At 69.6% G+C, this 17,274-nt stretch carries 13 protein-coding genes; 4 read left to right on the top strand and 9 right to left on the bottom strand.

The window, feature by feature from the left end:
- Window positions 1–27 precede the first annotated feature (27 nt).
- The 3 genes from O9335_RS00390 (at window position 28) to O9335_RS00380 (ending at window position 2,084) form a co-directional block, all read left to right on the top strand.
- Window positions 28–762 (top strand): amino acid ABC transporter ATP-binding protein, encoded by a 735-nt coding sequence (locus tag O9335_RS00390; protein ID WP_298381868.1) that lies wholly within the window; start codon window positions 28–30, stop codon window positions 760–762.
- Between the two features lie 166 nt (window positions 763–928).
- Window positions 929–1,903: a catalase gene (locus O9335_RS00385; RefSeq protein WP_298381865.1), complete on the top strand. Its 975-nt coding sequence runs from the start codon at window positions 929–931 to the stop codon at window positions 1,901–1,903.
- 49 nt (window positions 1,904–1,952) lie between these two features.
- On the top strand, window positions 1,953–2,084 hold the full coding sequence (locus O9335_RS00380) for a hypothetical protein (protein WP_298381863.1): 132 nt from the start codon (window positions 1,953–1,955) through the stop codon (window positions 2,082–2,084).
- A gap of 46 nt (window positions 2,085–2,130) precedes the next feature.
- On the opposite strand, the gene O9335_RS00375 is transcribed toward O9335_RS00380, so the two are convergent.
- The 5 genes from O9335_RS00375 to O9335_RS00355 are packed head-to-tail and all read right to left on the bottom strand — an operon-like array spanning window position 2,131 to window position 8,085.
- Entirely contained in the window at window positions 2,131–2,352 is a 222-nt protein-coding gene (locus O9335_RS00375; RefSeq protein WP_298381860.1) for a cysteine-rich CWC family protein, read from the bottom strand.
- Window positions 2,345–3,850 carry an AMP-binding protein gene (locus O9335_RS00370; RefSeq protein WP_298381857.1) on the bottom strand — a complete coding sequence of 502 codons (1,506 nt, stop codon included), beginning with the start codon at window positions 3,848–3,850 and terminating at the stop codon, window positions 2,345–2,347. Before O9335_RS00370 ends, O9335_RS00375 begins: the two co-directional genes overlap by 8 nt.
- Window positions 3,847–5,808, bottom strand: coding sequence for a hypothetical protein (locus O9335_RS00365; protein ID WP_298381854.1), 1,962 nt, complete (start codon window positions 5,806–5,808; stop codon window positions 3,847–3,849). The genes O9335_RS00370 and O9335_RS00365 overlap by 4 nt, the downstream gene beginning before the upstream one ends.
- On the bottom strand, window positions 5,808–7,160 hold the full coding sequence (locus O9335_RS00360) for a hypothetical protein (RefSeq protein WP_298381851.1): 1,353 nt from the start codon (window positions 7,158–7,160) through the stop codon (window positions 5,808–5,810). Before O9335_RS00360 ends, O9335_RS00365 begins: the two co-directional genes overlap by 1 nt.
- A 19-nt stretch (window positions 7,161–7,179) precedes the next feature.
- On the bottom strand, window positions 7,180–8,085 hold the full coding sequence (locus O9335_RS00355) for a DUF4394 domain-containing protein (RefSeq protein WP_298381848.1): 906 nt from the start codon (window positions 8,083–8,085) through the stop codon (window positions 7,180–7,182).
- A gap of 195 nt (window positions 8,086–8,280) precedes the next feature.
- On the opposite strand from O9335_RS00355, the gene uvrA reads away from it, so the two are divergent.
- On the top strand, window positions 8,281–13,851 hold the full coding sequence (gene uvrA, locus O9335_RS00350) for an excinuclease ABC subunit UvrA (protein ID WP_298381846.1): 5,571 nt from the start codon (window positions 8,281–8,283) through the stop codon (window positions 13,849–13,851).
- Between the two features lie 55 nt (window positions 13,852–13,906).
- Here the strand turns inward: uvrA and O9335_RS00345 are convergent, their stop codons facing one another.
- From O9335_RS00345 to O9335_RS00330, 4 genes are all read right to left on the bottom strand, one after another.
- Window positions 13,907–14,542, bottom strand: a complete 636-nt coding sequence (locus O9335_RS00345; protein ID WP_298381842.1) for a PEP-CTERM sorting domain-containing protein — start codon at window positions 14,540–14,542, stop codon at window positions 13,907–13,909.
- Window positions 14,543–14,725: 183 nt separating this feature from the next.
- Window positions 14,726–15,988: a tetratricopeptide repeat protein gene (locus O9335_RS00340; protein WP_298381839.1), complete on the bottom strand. Its 1,263-nt coding sequence runs from the start codon at window positions 15,986–15,988 to the stop codon at window positions 14,726–14,728.
- Window positions 15,989–16,036: 48 nt separating this feature from the next.
- Window positions 16,037–16,318 (bottom strand): hypothetical protein, encoded by a 282-nt coding sequence (locus O9335_RS00335; protein WP_298381836.1) that lies wholly within the window; start codon window positions 16,316–16,318, stop codon window positions 16,037–16,039.
- Window positions 16,319–16,375: 57 nt separating this feature from the next.
- Window positions 16,376–17,272 (bottom strand): DUF808 domain-containing protein, encoded by an 897-nt coding sequence (locus O9335_RS00330; protein ID WP_298381834.1) that lies wholly within the window; start codon window positions 17,270–17,272, stop codon window positions 16,376–16,378.
- Between the last annotated feature and the right edge of the window lie 2 nt (window positions 17,273–17,274).

The raw sequence follows: 17,274 nt of genomic DNA, 5'->3' as shown, positions 1-17,274 counted from the left end.
GCGGCCTTCTTCGACCAGGAGTTGTTCGTGATTGAGATTGACAACGTCAGCAAGTGGTACGGCAGCTTCCAGGTGCTGACCGACTGCTCCACGCGCGTTCAGCAGGGCGAGGTGGTGGTGGTGTGCGGGCCCTCGGGCTCGGGCAAGAGCACCTTGATCAAGACGGTGAATGCCCTGGAGCCCATCCAGCAGGGCGACATCCGCGTGGCCGGCCAGTCCATCACCGCCAAGACCACCCACCTGCCGCAGCTGCGCGCCAAGGTGGGCATGGTGTTCCAGAACTTCGAGCTGTTTCCCCACCTGTCGGTCACCGAGAACCTGACCCTGGCGCAGGTCAAGGTGCTGGGCCGCAACAAGACCGACGCCCTGGCCCGCGGCTTGAAGATGCTGGACCGGGTGGGCTTGCTGGCGCACAAGGACAAGTTTCCGGGCCAGCTCAGCGGCGGGCAGCAGCAGCGCGTGGCGATTGCGCGCGCGCTCAGCATGGACCCGCTGGTGATGCTGTTCGACGAACCCACCAGCGCCCTCGACCCCGAGATGGTGGGCGAGGTGCTGGACGTGATGGTGCAACTGGCCCAAGAGGGCATGACCATGATGTGCGTGACGCACGAAATGGGCTTCGCCCGCAAGGTCAGTCACCGCGTCGTTTTCATGGATGCGGGCCGGATCGTGGAAGATTGCCCCACCACCGACTTTTTCGGCCAGCCCGAGCAGCGCCACCTGCGTGCCCGAGACTTCCTGGCCAAGATCCTGCAGCACTGAGAGGGCGAGAGGAAATCGTTCATGTCCGCGCTGATCCCCTCAACTACCGCTTTCGACGCTACGAAACCTCGCTGCGGCCCGAGCCACCGCTGCGTTTTGCGCCTGGATGGCGGCTCTTTGGGCGACCCGCTCGACCCAGCCCGATCCCTTCTCACCCTCTGACACCATGCCCAGCACCCGTTGGCAAGAAGACTTCCGACCTGGCGAGGGCGAGCGCCATGTGGCCGCCGCCCGAGACATCGTGGCCATGCAACGCCGCAAGAGCGAGCAGTTCGGCCGCGGCCGCGCCCTGCACCGCAAGGGCACCGTGGCCGCGTTGGGGCGGCTGACGGTCGCCGGCGGGCTGCCCGCCCATGCCGCCCATGGCCTCTTCGCGCAGCCCGGTGAGCACCCGGTGTGGGTGCGCTTTTCCAATGGCGGCGTGGACGTGCAGAGCGACCGCCGCCCGGACATCCGCGGCTTTGCGTTCCGGGTGTTCGACGTGAGAGGTGAGGCCGCACTCGGCGGTGTCATCGACCACCAGGACTTCTCCCTCATCAACCAAACCCGTTTCGCCTTCCCCACCAGCGAGTTGTTCGTGCCCCTGGTGCTGGCGGCGGGGCGCAGCCCGGGGGCGCTGTTGGCCTGGTTCTTCCGCACCTTCGGCCCGCTGGGGGCCTTGAAGCAACTGAAGGAGATGGGCCGCACCTTCAAGCGCCGCTTCACCGGTTATGCCACCGAGTCCTTTTCCAGCGTGCTGCCCATCGCTTGCGGGCCCTACGCCTGCAAGGTGCGCTTGATGCCGATCGCCCCCGCTGCACCCCGCCCCGATGCCGCCAACGACTGGGGCGCCGACTTTGCCGCCCATGCAGCCTCTGGGCCGGTGCGCTACACCCTGCAATTGCAGTTCTTCGAAGACGAAGCCCGCACGCCCATCGAAGACGCCAGCGTGGAGTGGCCCGAATCGGTCGCTCCCTGGTTGACCGTGGGCGAGTTGGCGGTGAACGCCCCGTCCCGCGACAAGGTGTTCACCCAACAGGTGGAACGCGGCGTCTTCGACCCCTGGCAGGCCTTGGCCGCCCACCGCCCGCTGGGCGAGGTGATGCGGGCGCGCAAGGTGGTTTACTTCGAGTCGGAGAAGGCGCGCGGCGCGTCGATGTGAACGGATGGAGATGGACGAGAAGGAGCGCGCATCAGCCCGCAAGAATGCGGTGATCCTTGCTGCCGTCGGTGCATTGCTAGGGCTCATCGCCGGCGCCACCCTGTGGGTGGTGACGGGCGCGTGGCTCTACCTCTTGATGGCGCCAGTGTTTGTGGCTTTGGCTTGGTACCGATACCGGTAGACGTCGACCCGATCAGGCGCCCGCGCGCGGCACCTACGTAGCAGCATCAACACCTCCGGTCGGCGTGAGCTGAGGCTGGCTCGCTCGGAGAGCGGGTGGGCTGTTGAAGCGCCACCAGGCATCGCAAGCACAAGCACCCCTGCCACTGTGCCGCGATGGCGGCCTGTTGCTCGGCGCTCAGCGTCAGCTCGAAACAGGCGCAATGCCCATCGCGCGCGCCGCAGTCGAAGCCACCGCCGCAGCGCGGGCAAGTGGCGGCTTCAGGCATACAAGCCCGCGTGCTGCTCGCGCAGCGCCTTCTTTTGCACCTTGCCCATGGCGTTGCGCGGCAAATCGGCCACCACCAGCAGGCGCTTGGGGCACTTGAAAGCGGCGATCTGGCCGCGAAGGGTGCTGAGCAGCGCGTCGGGGTCCAGCGTGGCACCGGGCTGCGGCACCAAGAGCGCTGTCACGGCCTCGCCGAAGTCGGGGTGCGGCAAGCCGATCACGGCGCTCTCTTGCACGCCGGGCAGGGCGTTGAGGTAGCCCTCCACCTCGGCGGGGTAGACGTTGAAGCCGCCGGTGATGACGAGGTCTTTCGCGCGGCCAACCAGGTGAAGGTAGCCGTCGGGGTCCAGGCGGCCCAAGTCGCCGGTGCGGAAGAAGCCATCTGGCGTGAATTCGGTGGTCTTGAGCTCGGGGCGTTTCCAGTAGCCACCGAACACGTTGGGGCCCTTCACCTCCACGGCCCCCACGCCGTCGGCGTCGCCGGTTTCACTGGGAGCGATGCGCAACTGCACGCCGGGCAGGGCGGGGCCGACGCTGGCGCGGCGGCGCTCGCCCTTCAGCGGGTTGCTGGTCAACATGCCGGTCTCGCTCATGCCGTAGCGCTCCAAGATCACCTGGCCGGTGCGGGCGGTGAAGGCGTCGAAGGTTTCGGCCTGCAGGGGTGCCGAGCCGCTGACGAACAGGCGAATGCTGGCGGTGGCTTCGCGCGTGAAGCCAGCAAAGCTCAGCAGCCTCGTGTACAGCGTGGGCACGCCCATGAAGACCGTGGCACCGCGCAATTGCTGCGTCACCAACGCCGGCTCGAAGCGTGGGCACCAGCGCAGGCGGCTGCCGCTGAGCAGCGCGCAATGGCTGGCCACGAAGAGGCCGTGCACGTGGAAGATCGGCAGGGCGTGCACCAGCACGTCGTCGGGCGTGAAGCCCCACAGCGCCACCAGGGTTTGTGCGTTGCTCAGCAGGTTGCCGTGGGTGAGCAGCGCGCCTTTGCTGATGCCTGTGGTGCCGCTGGTGTAGAGGATGGCCGCGGCGTCGTCGGGCGCGCGCGGCAGCACCTCGTCGCGACAACGCGGCATCAGCTGGGCGGCGCGGTCCAGCAGGGTGCCCCGGCGTTCGGTCCCCAGGGTGAAGACCCATTGGACGCCGTTCAGGAAGGCCCGCTTGCTGGCCCAGTGGAAGGCCTCGGGTGCGCACACCAGCAGGCGCGGCTCCGCGTCCTTCAAGAAGTGGTCCAGCTCGGCTTGTTGGTAGGCCGGGTTCAGTGGCACCAGCACCAGGCCGGCGCGCAGACAGGCCAGCCAGACCATCAGCGCCTCGACCGACTTGTCGGTTTGCAGCATCACCCGCTCGCCGGGCCGCAGGCCCAGGTCGGTGAACAGGGTGGCGAGCAGGGCGCTGCCTTGGCGCAGATCGGCCCAGGTGTAGGCGAGGTCGGTGTCGGCCACCTCGACGGCGATGCCCCGGGGGGGGCAGGCGGCTTCCAGCGCGGCGTACAGATTCATGGCTTGGCGGGTTCGTCGTCTTTGCGCAGGATGGTGCCGTCCTCGGTGCGTCGGTCGTCCTCGAAGCGCCCGCGGAACTGGTCGCCATTGGCCCAGGTGAAGACCCCCTGGCCATGCCGTCGTCCGCGCAGCCATTCGCCCTCGTAGCGATCGCCGTTTTGCCAATGGAAGGTGCCGCGGCCGTGGGGCGCGCCTTGTTCGAGCGTGCCTTCGTAGCGGTCGCCATTGGCGAACTGCAGGCGCCCCTGGCCCCCCAGCACCCCTTGGCGCCAGAGGCCCTCGCTGCGCTGGCCGTTGGCCCAGATGAACACGCCTTGTCCGTCGGCCACGCCGTTTCTCATGATGCCGCGGTAAATGTCGCCGGAGGCGAACCGCATTTCGCCGGCGCCGTCGGGCTGGCCGTTGGTGAACTGGCCTTTGAAGACGTCGCCGTTGGTCATGCGCATCTCGCCCTGGCCGGTGGCTTGGTCGGCCACCCAATCGCCGCTGTAGCGTTGCCCCGAGGCCCAGGCGAAGTCGCCCGGGCCCTCGCGGCGACCGGCGCGCAAGCTGCCTTGGTAGCGGTCGCCGTTGTCCCAGATCACCGTGCCCCGCCCGCTCACGGTTTGGGTGCCGGCGTCTTGGCGGAATTGCCCTTCGAAGCGCATGCCAGCGGCGCGCAGCACCACGTCGCTGGCGGGTGCGGTCTCGGCGGGGTCGGGGCGGTTGGCCGCGGGGGCCGTGGTGGCGGCCTTCAACGAAGCGGCCAGGTTGCCGAGCATCGAACTCGCGGTCGCCACGGCGCCGACAGGCGCCGTGGCCGCGACCGGGGCGGCGGCAGCGACGGTACCTGCCACGCCCGGGGCGACGGTGGGTGCGGCAGCGGGCGCGAGGGCGCTGGCCTTGGCCGTGGGTGAGACGGGGCGTGGGGCATCGCCAGTGGGTGCGGGCGCGGGGGTCTTGGCCGGCAGGGTGGGGGCGGCCGGGGTGCCTGGGCTTGGGGCCGCGGGCCGAGGGGTTGCGCGGGTTGGAGCCGCGGCCGGCGCTGCGGCCACGGCTTCGGGTTCGGGGTAGGTGGGCACCCAAGGCGTGCCGCGCTCGCGGGCGGCCTGTTGGGCGGCGTTTTTGGCCACCAGGGCGGCGTCCTCGCGGCACTGGTTGGCGGCTTCACGCCAGAGGGTTTCGGCGATCTGTCCGTTCTTTTGCCGCTCGGGCGGCGTGAGCACCGATTGCGAGGCGCGCAGGCGCGTGGCGTAGTCCTTGGCCCGCTGGAACACGGGGGCGCAGAACTCGGCGTTGTGCGCGTCGATGGCGGTTTCCTCCCGGCGCTTCTCGGCCTGCGCCTGCTGCGGGCCGCTGCACACCTCGGTCGCCAGCTCCCAGCCGTCGGACACCTTGGCAAACAGCCGTGCGGCTTGCTCGAACTGGGCGCCCTCCAGCGCCTTGTGGGCCAGCTTGGCCAGGGCTTGCGTGTCGCGGAAGGCGGCTTCGCACTGGCCACCCGCCTCCAACTGGCTGGCGATGTGGGCCTGGAAGCGCTCGGCGTCGTCCCAATTGCGGCGTGCGCGCTCGGCGGCTTTGCCCTCGCAGCGGGCCACGGCCTGGCTCCACACCGAGCTCGCTTCCTGGGCGAGCTTGAGCTGCTCCTCCAGCGGACGTTCCTCGGCGTGCGCCGTCGCGGCGCGCAGGTCGGCCCCTTTGCCCTTGGCTTGCAAGCTGGCACAGGAGGCCAGCGGCGCAGCAGGCTCGGGCGCGCTCGCGGCGCTGGGGGCACTAGGGGCCTGTGGGGCTTCGGGGGTGTCGACCCCGCTGGCTGGCGCGGCCGGGGTCGAGGCGGCGGGGGCAGGGGGCGGCGCCGCGGGGGGCGTGCCGTCGGCGCCCATCGGGGCGGCCGCCAAGGCCACCGCCATGGTCAACAGGCCCAGGCCCAAGCTCCAGCGGCCCCAAGCAGCGCGGGGGAAGGTCAAACCGTCGAACATCATCGATCCTTCTTGCTGGCCACCGGCATGCTGGTGGTGGCTTCGATCAGGCCTTGGGCGAAGGGGGACGTTGCGGAGGCCGTGTCCAGCGTGTAGCTGAAACGTTTGGCCTTGGTGGCCAGGGGCATGCTGGCCAGCTCTTGCTGCAAGCTTTCGGCTTCCAGGCCTTGCAGCGCCCGGCTCACTTCCGCTTGAAAGCCTTGGGCCTGGGCCCATTTCGTCGCGTTGGCCAGGCGATCGGCGTCGAACACCAGGGAGTTGGCGAGCAACTCGCGCTGCACCAGTTTTTGATGCAGGGTCCAGGCGGCCATCGGGTCGCCGCCCAGCTGCTGCATGCGGCTCAGGGCCCAAACGTCGGCCTTTTCGAACGCGGTGGAGGCGATGTACGAGATGCCCGACAACGAACCCCGGTTTTGTGCGGCCCGCTGCAGGGCGTCCACCATCTGACCGCGGCTGATTTGCCCAAGCGCCTCGGTCAAGCCCTCGCGAAGTTTGGCGGCGGCGAGTTCTTTGCCCTGGTCGATGAGCTGCTGCTTGAGCACCTCCGAGGCCACTTGGGTGGCCGCCGTGCGCGCGGCGTTCACCGCGGCTTCGGCGGCCAGCGCGGCACCGCGCAGGCCTGTGGCGATGGTGTAGACGTTGTAGATGGTGCTGACGAACTTGAGGCCGTAGCTCACGCCCTTCATGCGGGCGCCGCCTTCCTCCGAGACGCCTTGGCCCCACAGCACCAACCACAGGGCTTCGTCGTCCGACAGGTTGGCCAGCGGCACCTCCAGCGGGTGCACGGTCATCAGCCAGTGGTAGTCCTGCACCGTGGGCGTGTTCGGCGGCGCGAAGCGGCTGTAGCCGCGGCACACGCTGAAGGGGGTGATCGCCACCTTGCGGCCGCTGGCCAGGGTGACGTCGTAGGGCTCGCCGCGGTCGCGCAGGGTGGCCAGGGCGAGCATCTGTTGCTCCCAGTCTTTGCTGTCCAGCGCCGAGACCCGCACGATGCGGTCGCCCAGCTGCAGCGGCGAATCGGGTGCCACGGCAATCACGGTCGGGCGCTCGTCCACGTCCAGGCCGCGCTTCCAGGCCACGCGCTCGGTGTCTTGCCACCCGGCGCTGGACGCCACGGCAAACGGCAGCTCCCACTGCTTGTCGCATTCCGGGTCGTTCAGGCGCGCGGTGCGGGCGATGGCGGGCCGGATGGCGCGCTCCCCATGGCCGTAGGCCACGATGCTGCCCAGCAGCGTCGGGTCGACCGGCCGGCCGTCGTCGATGGTGAAGCGATCGCCCGAGCTGGCGCATCCCGTCAACAGGGCGGAGGCGGCCAACAGGGCGGCGGTCAGCAGGCGATTCCAGGTCGTCATGGCGTTCGCTCGCAAGGGCTCAGGGCAAAGCCAGGGCCACGATGGATTCGTTGTCGCCGATGGCGCCCTGAACCTCGCCCTTGCCGGTGGATGCGTCGATGCGCGCCCAGCGGGAGGGCAGTCGGGCGTTCGGGGCACCCTGGGGTGTCAACGCCGCCCACAGCGCGCCGGTTTGGGGTGAAACCACCAGGGCGGCGCGTTCCAGCGGGCCCAAGCCCAGCAGACCCAAAGGCTGCACCCGGCCGCCCTGCGCGCCAAGCGATTCGTCTCCGACGACCACGAGCGCGCCCACGCCGCGTTCGATGCCCAGGTAACGGTCGCCACCTTGTGGCCAGGGGGCCAGCGCGGTCAGCATGGGTCGGCGTCCGGCCCAGGGGCTCTTGGGGTCGGTCGGCACGCCGTTCAGCGTCAGTGTCGGGTCGGGCTGGATGCCCGGCCGGGTGGGGTCGTTGTCCAGCATGGCGCCGGTGGCGGCGTTCAGGCGCAAGTTCAGCCCGGCATCGCTGACGACGCGAAAGCGGTCGGTGGCACGGTCGTGCCCCAGGCCGTACTCCCGCCCGCCACCGCTGAGGATGGCCGCCGAGCCCAAGGCCCGCAGCTGAGCTTGCGCCATATCCAACTGGTACAGCTGGCCGCTGGCGCCCAGCACCACCCAGGGGCCTTCAGCGCCGCGACGGGCCATCGCCACCACGCGGTCCTGGGCATGGAGCCCGGTCAGGGGCCGATTGCTCAGCAGGGTGCGGGCCTGCAGCACGTCAAACTGGATCAACCGACCGTCTAGGGTGATGGCCGAGGCGACTTCTCGGGGGCCCGTGGGCTTGGTGTCCGGCGTGCCGCAGGCGGACAGGCCCAGGGCCAGCGCCACCGCCAGCCCGCGCCGCCAAGCCCGAAGTGCAGAAGCGATGGTCCTCGCTGCTGGATTCATGCCGTTCCTCCTGGGTGTGGGTCTGAGGTGGCCGATGGTAGTTGCGCCCCTGGCGCCAAGACCCTGGGACGGTCACCGAGAAGCGTGAAGCCCGCAACGCATGGGAGGGTGGGTTGCTGGGGATTGCACGTGGGTCGCCGCTCGTGCCGGCCGAGCGGCCCACAATGTCCGCCCTCTGTCCCCCTGGCCCCTCCCATGTCTGAGCCGATCCGCATCCAAGGCGCCCGCCAGCACAACCTGAAGAACCTGGATGTGGAGATCCGCACCGGCGAGCTGACGGTCGTCACCGGGCCCAGCGGCAGCGGCAAGAGCAGCCTGGTGTTCGACACCCTCTACGCCGAGGGGCAGCGGCGCTACGTCGAAACCTTCAGCGCCTACGCGCGGCAGTTCCTCGACCGCATGGACCGCCCGCAGGTGGACCGCGTGGACGGCGTGCCGCCGGCCATCGCCATCGACCAGACCAACCCGGTGCGCAACAGCCGCTCCACCGTGGGCACGATGACGGAGCTGAACGACCACCTCAAGCTCTTGTTCGCCCGCGCCGGCCAGCTGTTCGACCAAGACACCGCGCTGCCCGTGCGGCAAGACACCCCGGCCACCATTGCCGCCGACTTGTTGCAACGCGCCGCCGCCGCCGGCGACCCGCGCGTGGCCCTGTGCTTCGGCGTGGAGCTGCCCGGCGGCATCGGCGAGGCCGAGGTCGAGCAGTGGCTCAGCGCTGGCGGCTACACGCGCTCCATGAACCGGCGCGAGGTGGGCGATCGCACGCTGATGGACGTGGTGGTCGACCGCCTGCGACTGGGCAGCGCCGACCCCGCCCGCTTGGCCGAAGCCATCGAGCTGGCCCTGGTGCGTGGCAATGGCCAGTTGCTGGTGCAGGGCCTGGACGATCCAGGGCTGCAGTGGCGCTATTCCACCGGCCTGCACTGCCCCGAAAGCGACCGCCGCTACTTGGCGCCGCAGCCGGCCCTGTTTTCGTTCAATTCGGCCCTGGGTGCTTGCGAGACCTGCCGAGGCTTCGGCCGCGTGATTGGCGTGGACTGGGGCCTGGTCGTTCCCGATGAGAAGAAGACCCTGCGCGGCGGCGCCATCAAGCCCTTCACCACGCCGGCCTGGAGCGAGTGCTACGACGATTTGATGAAGCACTGCGGCCTGCACGGCATCCCGCGCGACACGGCCTGGGCGCAGCTGTCGCCCGAGCACCGGCACTGGGTGCTGGAGGGCGAGGAGGGCTACAAGGACGGCCAGTGGGGCAAGAAGTGGTACGGCGTGCGGCGCTTCTTCGCCTACCTGGAGACCAAGGCCTACAAGATGCACATCCGGGTGCTGCTGTCCAAGTACCGCAGCTATACCGAGTGCCCGGCCTGCGGCGGCGCGCGGCTCAAAACCGAGGCCCTGCTGTGGCGCCTGGACGGCCCAGCGGTCGATGCACCGCGCTTCCTGCCTAAGGGCCTGGCCTGGACGTCGGACCAACTGGCCGCGCTGCCTGGCTTGAGCCTGGCCGATTTGATGCGCCTGCCCATCCGCACGCTGCGCGACTTCTTCGACGCCTACCAACCGCCCAGCGAGCTGCTGGACCAGGCCCTGGGCCATTTGCTGGACGAGATCCGCAACCGCCTGAAGTACTTGGTGGACGTGGGCCTGCACTACCTGACACTCGACCGCCAAAGCCGCACCCTGAGCGGCGGCGAGGTGCAGCGCATCAACCTCACCACGGCGCTGGGCACCAGCCTGGTCAACACCTTGTTCGTGCTGGACGAGCCGTCCATCGGCCTGCACCCGCGCGACATGCACCGCATCACCCAGGCCATGCACCGCCTGCGAGACGCTGGCAACACCCTGGTGGTGGTGGAGCACGACCCCGCCGTGATGTGGGCGGCCGACCGCGTCATCGACATGGGCCCCGGCCCCGGCCGTCTGGGCGGCAACATCGTGTTCGACGGCACGCCCGAGGCCTTGCGCGAGGCCGACACGCTCACTGGCGCCTACCTCGGTGGCCGCAAGCACGTGGGCCTCGCCGTCAAGCGCGCGGTGGACGAAGCCACCCCCAAGCTGTTGCTGGAGGGCGCCCGGGCCCACAACCTGCAGAACGTCAACCTCTTCCTGCCCTTGCAGCGCTTCGTGGTGCTCACCGGCGTGTCGGGTTCGGGCAAGAGCACGCTCATCCAGGACATCCTCGCGCCAGCGCTCCTGCGCCATTTCGGACAGAGCACCGAAGCCCCGGGTACCTTCGACCGCCTGCTGGGGGCCGATTGGCTGGCGGGTGTCGTGTTCGTCGACCAGTCGCCCATCGGCAAGACGGCGCGTTCCAACCCCGCCAGCGTGGTGGGTGCGTTCGACGAGATCCGCCAGCGCTTTGCCACCGCGCCCTTGGCGGTGGAGCGTGGCTACGCCGCCGGCATGTTCAGCTTCAACAGCGGCGACGGCCGCTGCCCCACCTGCTCGGGCTCGGGCTTTGAGCACGTGGAGATGCAGTTTCTCAGCGACGTCTACCTGCGCTGTCCCGACTGCCACGGCACCCGCTACCGCGCCGAGCTGCTGGAGGTGAAGCTGGCACGCGGCGGGGTCGAGCGTTCGATTGCCGACGTGCTCGACCTCACCGTGGCCGAGGCCCTGGCCTGGTTCGCCAACGACCGCGAGGTGCAGCTGCGCCTGCAGCCCTTGGTGGACGTGGGCCTGGACTACCTGACCCTGGGCCAACCCGTGCCCACCCTCAGCGGCGGCGAGGCCCAGCGCCTGAAGCTGGCCAGCCACCTGGCCGACAGCGCCAGCGCCAAGCGCGTGGCCAAGAAAGGGCTGCTGTTCCTGTTGGACGAGCCCACCACGGGCCTGCACTTCGACGACATCGCCAAGCTGATGCGCGCGCTGCGCAAGCTGATGGCGGCCGGGCACTCGATGCTGCTGATCGAGCACAACCTCGACGTCATCCGCGCGGCCGATTGGGTGATCGACCTCGGGCCCGAAGGTGGCTCGGCCGGCGGCCGCATCGTGGCCGAGGACACGCCCGAAAACCTCATGCTGCACCACGACACGCACACCGCCCAGGCGCTGCGCGACTACGTGCAGGCCATGGAACGCCCCCTGGTGGTGGCCGAGGGCTCGCCGCTGCAAACGCTGCTGCTGAACAAGCGCCGCATGGCCGCGCCGCGCAAGGCCGCCATCGAAATCGTCAACGCCCGCGAGCACAACCTCAAAGGCCTGAGCGTGGACGTCCCGCACGGCAAGTTCACGGTGGTGACGGGGGTGTCGGGCTCGGGCAAGAGCACGCTGGCCTTCGACATCCTGTTCAACGAGGGCCAGCGCCGCTACCTGGAAAGCCTGAACGCTTACGCCCGCTCCATCGTGCAACCGGCGGGCCGGCCCGAGGTGGACGCCGTGTGGGGCATCCCGCCGACCGTCGCCATCGAGCAGCGCCTGAGCCGTGGCGGCCGCAAGAGCACCGTGGCCACGGCCACCGAGGTCTGGCACTTCCTGCGCTTGCTGTGGGTCAAGCTGGGCCAGCAGCACTGCGTGCACGACGGCACGCCGGTGGCCCCGCAAAGCCTGGAGCAAATCGCCGCGCAGATCCTGCGCGACCACCGCGGTCAGCGCGTGGGCGTGATGGCGCCGCTCGTCATCAACCGCAAGGGCCTGTACACCGACCTCGCCAAGCAATGGGCCGGCAAAGGTACCACGCACCTGCGCGTGGACGGCCAGTTCCTTCCCACCAAGCCCTGGCCGCGCCTGGACCGCTTCAAGGAACACACGCTGGAACTGCCGGTGGGCGACGTGGTGGTGGACCCCGCCAACGAGCCGGCGCTGCGCGAGCTGTTGGCCAGCGCGCTGCAAACCGGCCGCGGCGTGCTGCACCTGCTGGCACCCATCGACGACCCGGCCGCGCAGCGCGTGCGCGTGTTCTCCACCCTGCGCGCCTGCCCCACGTGCGCCACCAGCTACCCCGAGCTGGACCCGCGCCTGTTTTCGTACAACAGCAAGCACGGCTGGTGCCCGTCCTGCGTGGGCACGGGCCTGAAGCTGGACCGCGCCCAGCGCCAGCAGCTCGACGATTCGGTGCTCGCCGCCGACGAAAAGGGCCGCGAGCAGCAGCTGCACGCCGAGGTCGACCTGGAGGGCCTGAGCGACGAGGTCTGCCCCGCCTGCCAAGGCGCGCGCCTGAACCCCACGGCCCGCGCCGTGCGCTTCGACGGTGAGCCCATCGCCACCATCGCCGCCAAGAGCGTGCACGAGGCCGCCGCCTGGGCCAACGCGCTGGCGCTGGACGGCCGCGACGCCGACATCGCCCGTGACGTGCTGACCGAGATCCGCGCGCGTCTGGCTTTCCTGGGTCAGGTCGGCCTGGGCTACCTGACGCTGGACCGCGCCGCGCCCACGCTCAGCGGCGGCGAGGCCCAGCGCATCCGCCTGGCCGCGCAGCTGGGCTCGCACCTGCAGGGCGTTTGCTACGTGCTGGACGAGCCCACCATCGGCCTGCACGCGCGCGACAACCGCATCCTGCTCGACGCGCTGGGCCTGCTGGCCGAGCGCGGCAACACCCTGGTGGTGGTGGAGCACGACGAAGACACCATCCGCCGCGCCGAGCACCTGATCGACATCGGCCCCGGCGCTGGCGCGCGCGGTGGCCGCGTGGTGGCGCAGGGCACGGCGGCCGACCTGGCTCGCGTGCCCGAGTCGGTCACCGGCGCCTGTCTGGCCCAGCCGCTCAAGCACCCGCAGCAAGCCCGCCGCCCGGTGGACAGTGCCACGCCCAGCGTGACCGTGAAGGGCGCCAGCCTGCACAACCTGCAGCGCCTGGACGCCTCGCTGCCCCTGGGCCGCTTGGTGGCCGTCACGGGCGTGTCGGGCTCGGGCAAGAGCACCTTGGCGCGCGACGTGCTGATGCACAACCTGGCCGCCGCCGTGCCGCTGCGCAAGGCGCTCAAGAGCTGGCAAGGCTGCGAGGCCATCGAGGGCTTCGAGGCCATCGAGCGCGTGCTCGAGGTCGACCAAACCCCCATCGGCAAGACCCCGCGCAGCTGCCCCGCCACCTACATCGGCTTCTGGGACGCCATCCGCAAGCTGTTCGCCGACACGCTGGAGGCCAAGGCTCGCGGATTTGCCGCCGGGCGCTTCAGTTTCAACACCGGCCCCGGCCGCTGCCCGGCCTGCGAAGGCCAGGGCATGCGCACCCTGGCGATGAGCTTCCTGCCCGACGTGAAGGTGCAGTGCGACCAGTGCCACGGCGCCCGCTTCAACCCCGAAACCCTGGCCGCGCGCTGGCGGGGCAAGAGCATCGGCGACGTGCTGACCCTGCCGGTGGACGAGGCCGTGGAGTTCTTCGGTGCCATGCCCGCCATCGCCCACCCGCTCAAGCTCTTGCAGGACGTGGGCCTGGGCTACCTCACCCTGGGCCAGCCCTCGCCCACGCTCAGCGGCGGCGAGGCCCAGCGCATCAAGCTGGTGACCGAGCTGGTGAAGGTGCGCGACGACGTGCGCCGGCAAAAGCAGCCGCACACGCTCTATGTTCTGGACGAGCCCACCGTGGGCCTGCACATGAGCGACGTGCAGCGCCTCATCAAGGTGTTGCACCGCCTGGTGGACGCCGGCCACTCGGTCTGGGTCATCGAACACGACCTCGACCTCATCGCCGAGGCCGACTGGGTGCTGGACTTGGGGCCGGAGGGCGGCACGGGCGGCGGCCGCTTGGTGGCCGCAGGCACGCCCGAGGCCCTGGTGCGGGCCGGCACGCACACCGGCGTGGCGCTCGCCCCGGTGTTGGCCCGTGCATGAGCCGCGCATGAAAAAGGCCCGCCAGTGGCGGGCCTGAGGGACCGAGCGTGACGACTCAGGCCCGGCGGCGGCGCGAGGCGCCCAAGCCCAGCAAGGCCAAGCCTGCGAGGGCCAGACCCGCGGGTTCCGGCACCGTGCCGCCGCCTTGGTCTTCCACGATGCTGAAGTTGTCCACGAACACCCAGTCGTAGCTGCTGCTGTTCGTCAAGATGGCGTACTTGAACGCACCGCCGCTCAGGCCGATGTAGTCCCCCGCGTTCGACGCATAAGTGATCGGGGTGACGAACGACTCGATCAGGTTGTTGCTGGCGTCGTAGCCGGCCAAAGTCCAGGTGTTGTCCGACGCTCCCCACTGGAAGGCGAAGGCGCTGACGATGCTGCTGAAGTCAAAGCGGATCCCGCCGGTGTTGCCGGCGTTGTTGTCCAGGTAGTACGCACCGCGGCCGTTGTACTGCCCAGCGTACTGATTGCTGGTGCGCAGATTGCCGCCGATGCCGCTGAAGGTGACGCTGCCCAGCGTGAGCGAGGCGAAGCTGCTGTTGCTCTGGGCGTCGAAGTCGACCACCGAGGTCACGCCGGGCAGGGGCGGTGCGCCCGCGCCGCTGGCGCCGGTGACGGGGGCGGCGTGGACCGAGCCCAGCATCAGGGTGGCTGCGGCGGCGGTGGCGATGGCCAAGGACCAAGTTTTCATGGAAAGACTCCGAGAGTGAGAACCACCCAGCCGCAAGATGCGAGCCAGTCCGAAAACGGCACCGCCCGATGGTGGCTTGCCATCGGGCGGTGTGTCAGCGAACGTCGCTTGTCAAGAATCCCGACATATGGGGCGTCGGGGGTGGGGGCGGTCAGCCCGCCTGGGCTTTTGCCGCGCAGACTCTCAGCGCAGCACGGCCGCCAAGCGCCCGGGGTCCACGCCCGGGCCGGGCTTGAGGGCTTCGGCTGTGCGCTTGGCTGCCACCTTGTCGCCGTTCAGCAGCAGGATCTCCGCCAAATGCAGTTGGATGCCGGGGTCGTTGGGCGACAACTTGGCCGCCAGTTGGATGGCCGCGAGTGCGCCGCGGGCGTCCTTCTTGGCCACCAGCACGGTGGCCAGGGTGTCTTGCAGCGCGCCGTTGTTGGGCAGCACCTTCAGGGCCTTGCGAATCATGCCCTCGGCCACGTTGGGGTTCTCGCCCGCCTCCAGGGAAATCATGGCCAGGTTGTTCAGGGCCACGGGGTGGTTGGCATCGCGTTCGAGGGCGGCCTTGTAGGCCGACCGGGCGTCGGCCGTGCGCTTTTCGGCCGAGGCCAGCATGCCCAGGCGGACCCAGGGTTCGGCCAGCTTGGGGTAGAGCTTCATCACGCCGTCCAGCGTGCGTCGAGCGCTTGCTGTGTCGCCCGTTTGATGCTGCCAGTAGGCGCGCATCATGAGCCCGTCGTAGCTTTGCGGGGCGCGCTGCAGGGCTTGGTCGATGTACTTGGTGGCGCCGGCGGCCTTGGTTTCCATTTGCGCCAGCAGCAGCAGCGGCTCGGGCGATTGGGGCTCGAGTTCGGCGGCCTTGAGCAAGTGCTTCTCTGCCTCGGCCGGCTTGCCGCCGCGCATCAGCGTCAGGCCCAGCAGTTGCTGCACTTGGGCGGACTGGGGGGCCAACTCGGCCGCCTGGCGCAGCCGCACCGCGGCTTTGGCGTGGTCGCGTTGGCGCGAGTGGGCATCGGCCAGCTCGATCAGGGCTTGCAGGTTTTTCGGCTGGGCGTCGACCGCGCGGGTCAACACGCTCTCGGCCTTGCTGGCTTGGTCGCGCGTCAGGTGATAGCGGCCCAAAGTCAGCAGCACGTGGACGTTGTTGGGCTCGGTTTGTTCGGCCTTTTGCAGCCAGCGCCGGACCTCGGCGTCGTTCTTGGCTTGGAACGCCAACTCCACGAGCGCGAGCATCGCCATCACGTGGCGGTCGTTGGCCTTGAGGGCCTCGTTGAAGGCGCGCCGGGCCTCATCCTGTTGGCCGGCCGAAAAGGCTTGAAGGCCCCGCGCGTACGCTTCGTCGGCTGGGTTGGTGGCGCCAGTGCCTGCGCGGGGCAGCACCGGTTGAGAGGGTTCGGGGGCGGCCAGGGCGGGAAGGGCCAAGCACAGGGCCAGCGCCAGGGGCACGAGGGATCGCTTCATGGGGTCGAGTGGCTCAGGTCAGGTGCCGACTCGAGACGCGAGCCGGGGCTATGCCCGATTGTGACGGCCCGACAGGGTCGCAAAAGCCATGGCCGCTTGGGTTTCGGGGGCACGGTCGTCTCGGGCGCAGGCGATGGGTGAGCGACGTTCGCGCAGGTGTTGAACGGCTTGTCGGCGTCGTTCGCGCTGCGGCTCGCCGCTGCCGATGTGCCAGTCAGCCCAGGGGCGCTGCACGGACCATCCCCGTCGTTGCAAGGCCAGCAAGGCCATGTCGGCCGCCAGCACGAGCACGATTGCGAGTCCCAACCAAGCCATCGCGTGTTGCAACATGGGTCAGCCCTCCCCCTTGGATGAGAGCCAGGGTAGGACCTTCCGGGGCCCCTGTCATCAGGGTTTGGCTGGGGGGCGTCGCCAAGCCTGCACCGCGCTCACCGCCAGCAGCACCAAGGCGCCCGCCAGCACCCCGACGGCCAGATCGGCCGCCGTGGCCGTCCACCAGGGCTGGCTGGCCAAGAGGTGGTGCAGTGCGGGCGTGTTGTGCGTGAGGATGCCGCCGCCGACCAAGAACATGGCGGCCGTGCCCACCACGCCGAGGACCTTCATCAACCCCGGCGCTAGGGCCAGCAGGCCCCAACCCAAGCGGTGCAGCAGCCCGCTGGCATGCCTTTGGGTGAGCCACAGACCGACGTCGTCCAGCTTGACGATGGCGGCCACCAGACCGTAAACGCCGACCGTCATGGCCACGGCGATGCCGACCAGCACCATCACCTGGGTGGCCAAGGGCTGGCCGGCCACGATGCCCAGCGCGATGACGATGATCTCGGCCGACAAGATGAAGTCGGTGCGGACGGCGCCGCGGATCTTGTCTCGCTCGAAGGCGACCAGATCGACATCGGGCTGCTGCAGGGCCTGGGTCAGCGCCTCGTGCTCGGCCTGCGCCTGGGCGCGGTGGGCCCACGCATGCCAGAGCTTTTCCACGCCTTCGAAGCACAGGAACAGTCCGCCCAGCACCAGCAAGGGCACGATCAAGGCGGGCACGAAGGCGCTGATCAACAGCGCGGCCGGGACCAGGATGGCTTTGTTGAGCATCGACCCTTTGGCAACGGCCCACACCACGGGCAACTCGCGTTCGGCGCGCACGCCGGCGACTTGTTGCGCGTTGAGGGCCAAGTCGTCGCCCAGCACGCCGCTGGTCTTCTTGGCGGCAATCTTGGTCAATACGGCCACGTCGTCGAGGACGGTGGCGATGTCGTCGAGCAGGGCGAGAAGGCTGGCGCCGGCCATGG

It is taken from the genome of Inhella sp. (assembly GCF_027532025.1).
Taxonomy (GTDB): Bacteria; Pseudomonadota; Gammaproteobacteria; order Burkholderiales; family Burkholderiaceae_C; genus Inhella.
Note: the sequence above shows the minus strand (reverse complement) of the source record. Positions and strands in the feature narration are given on the sequence as shown.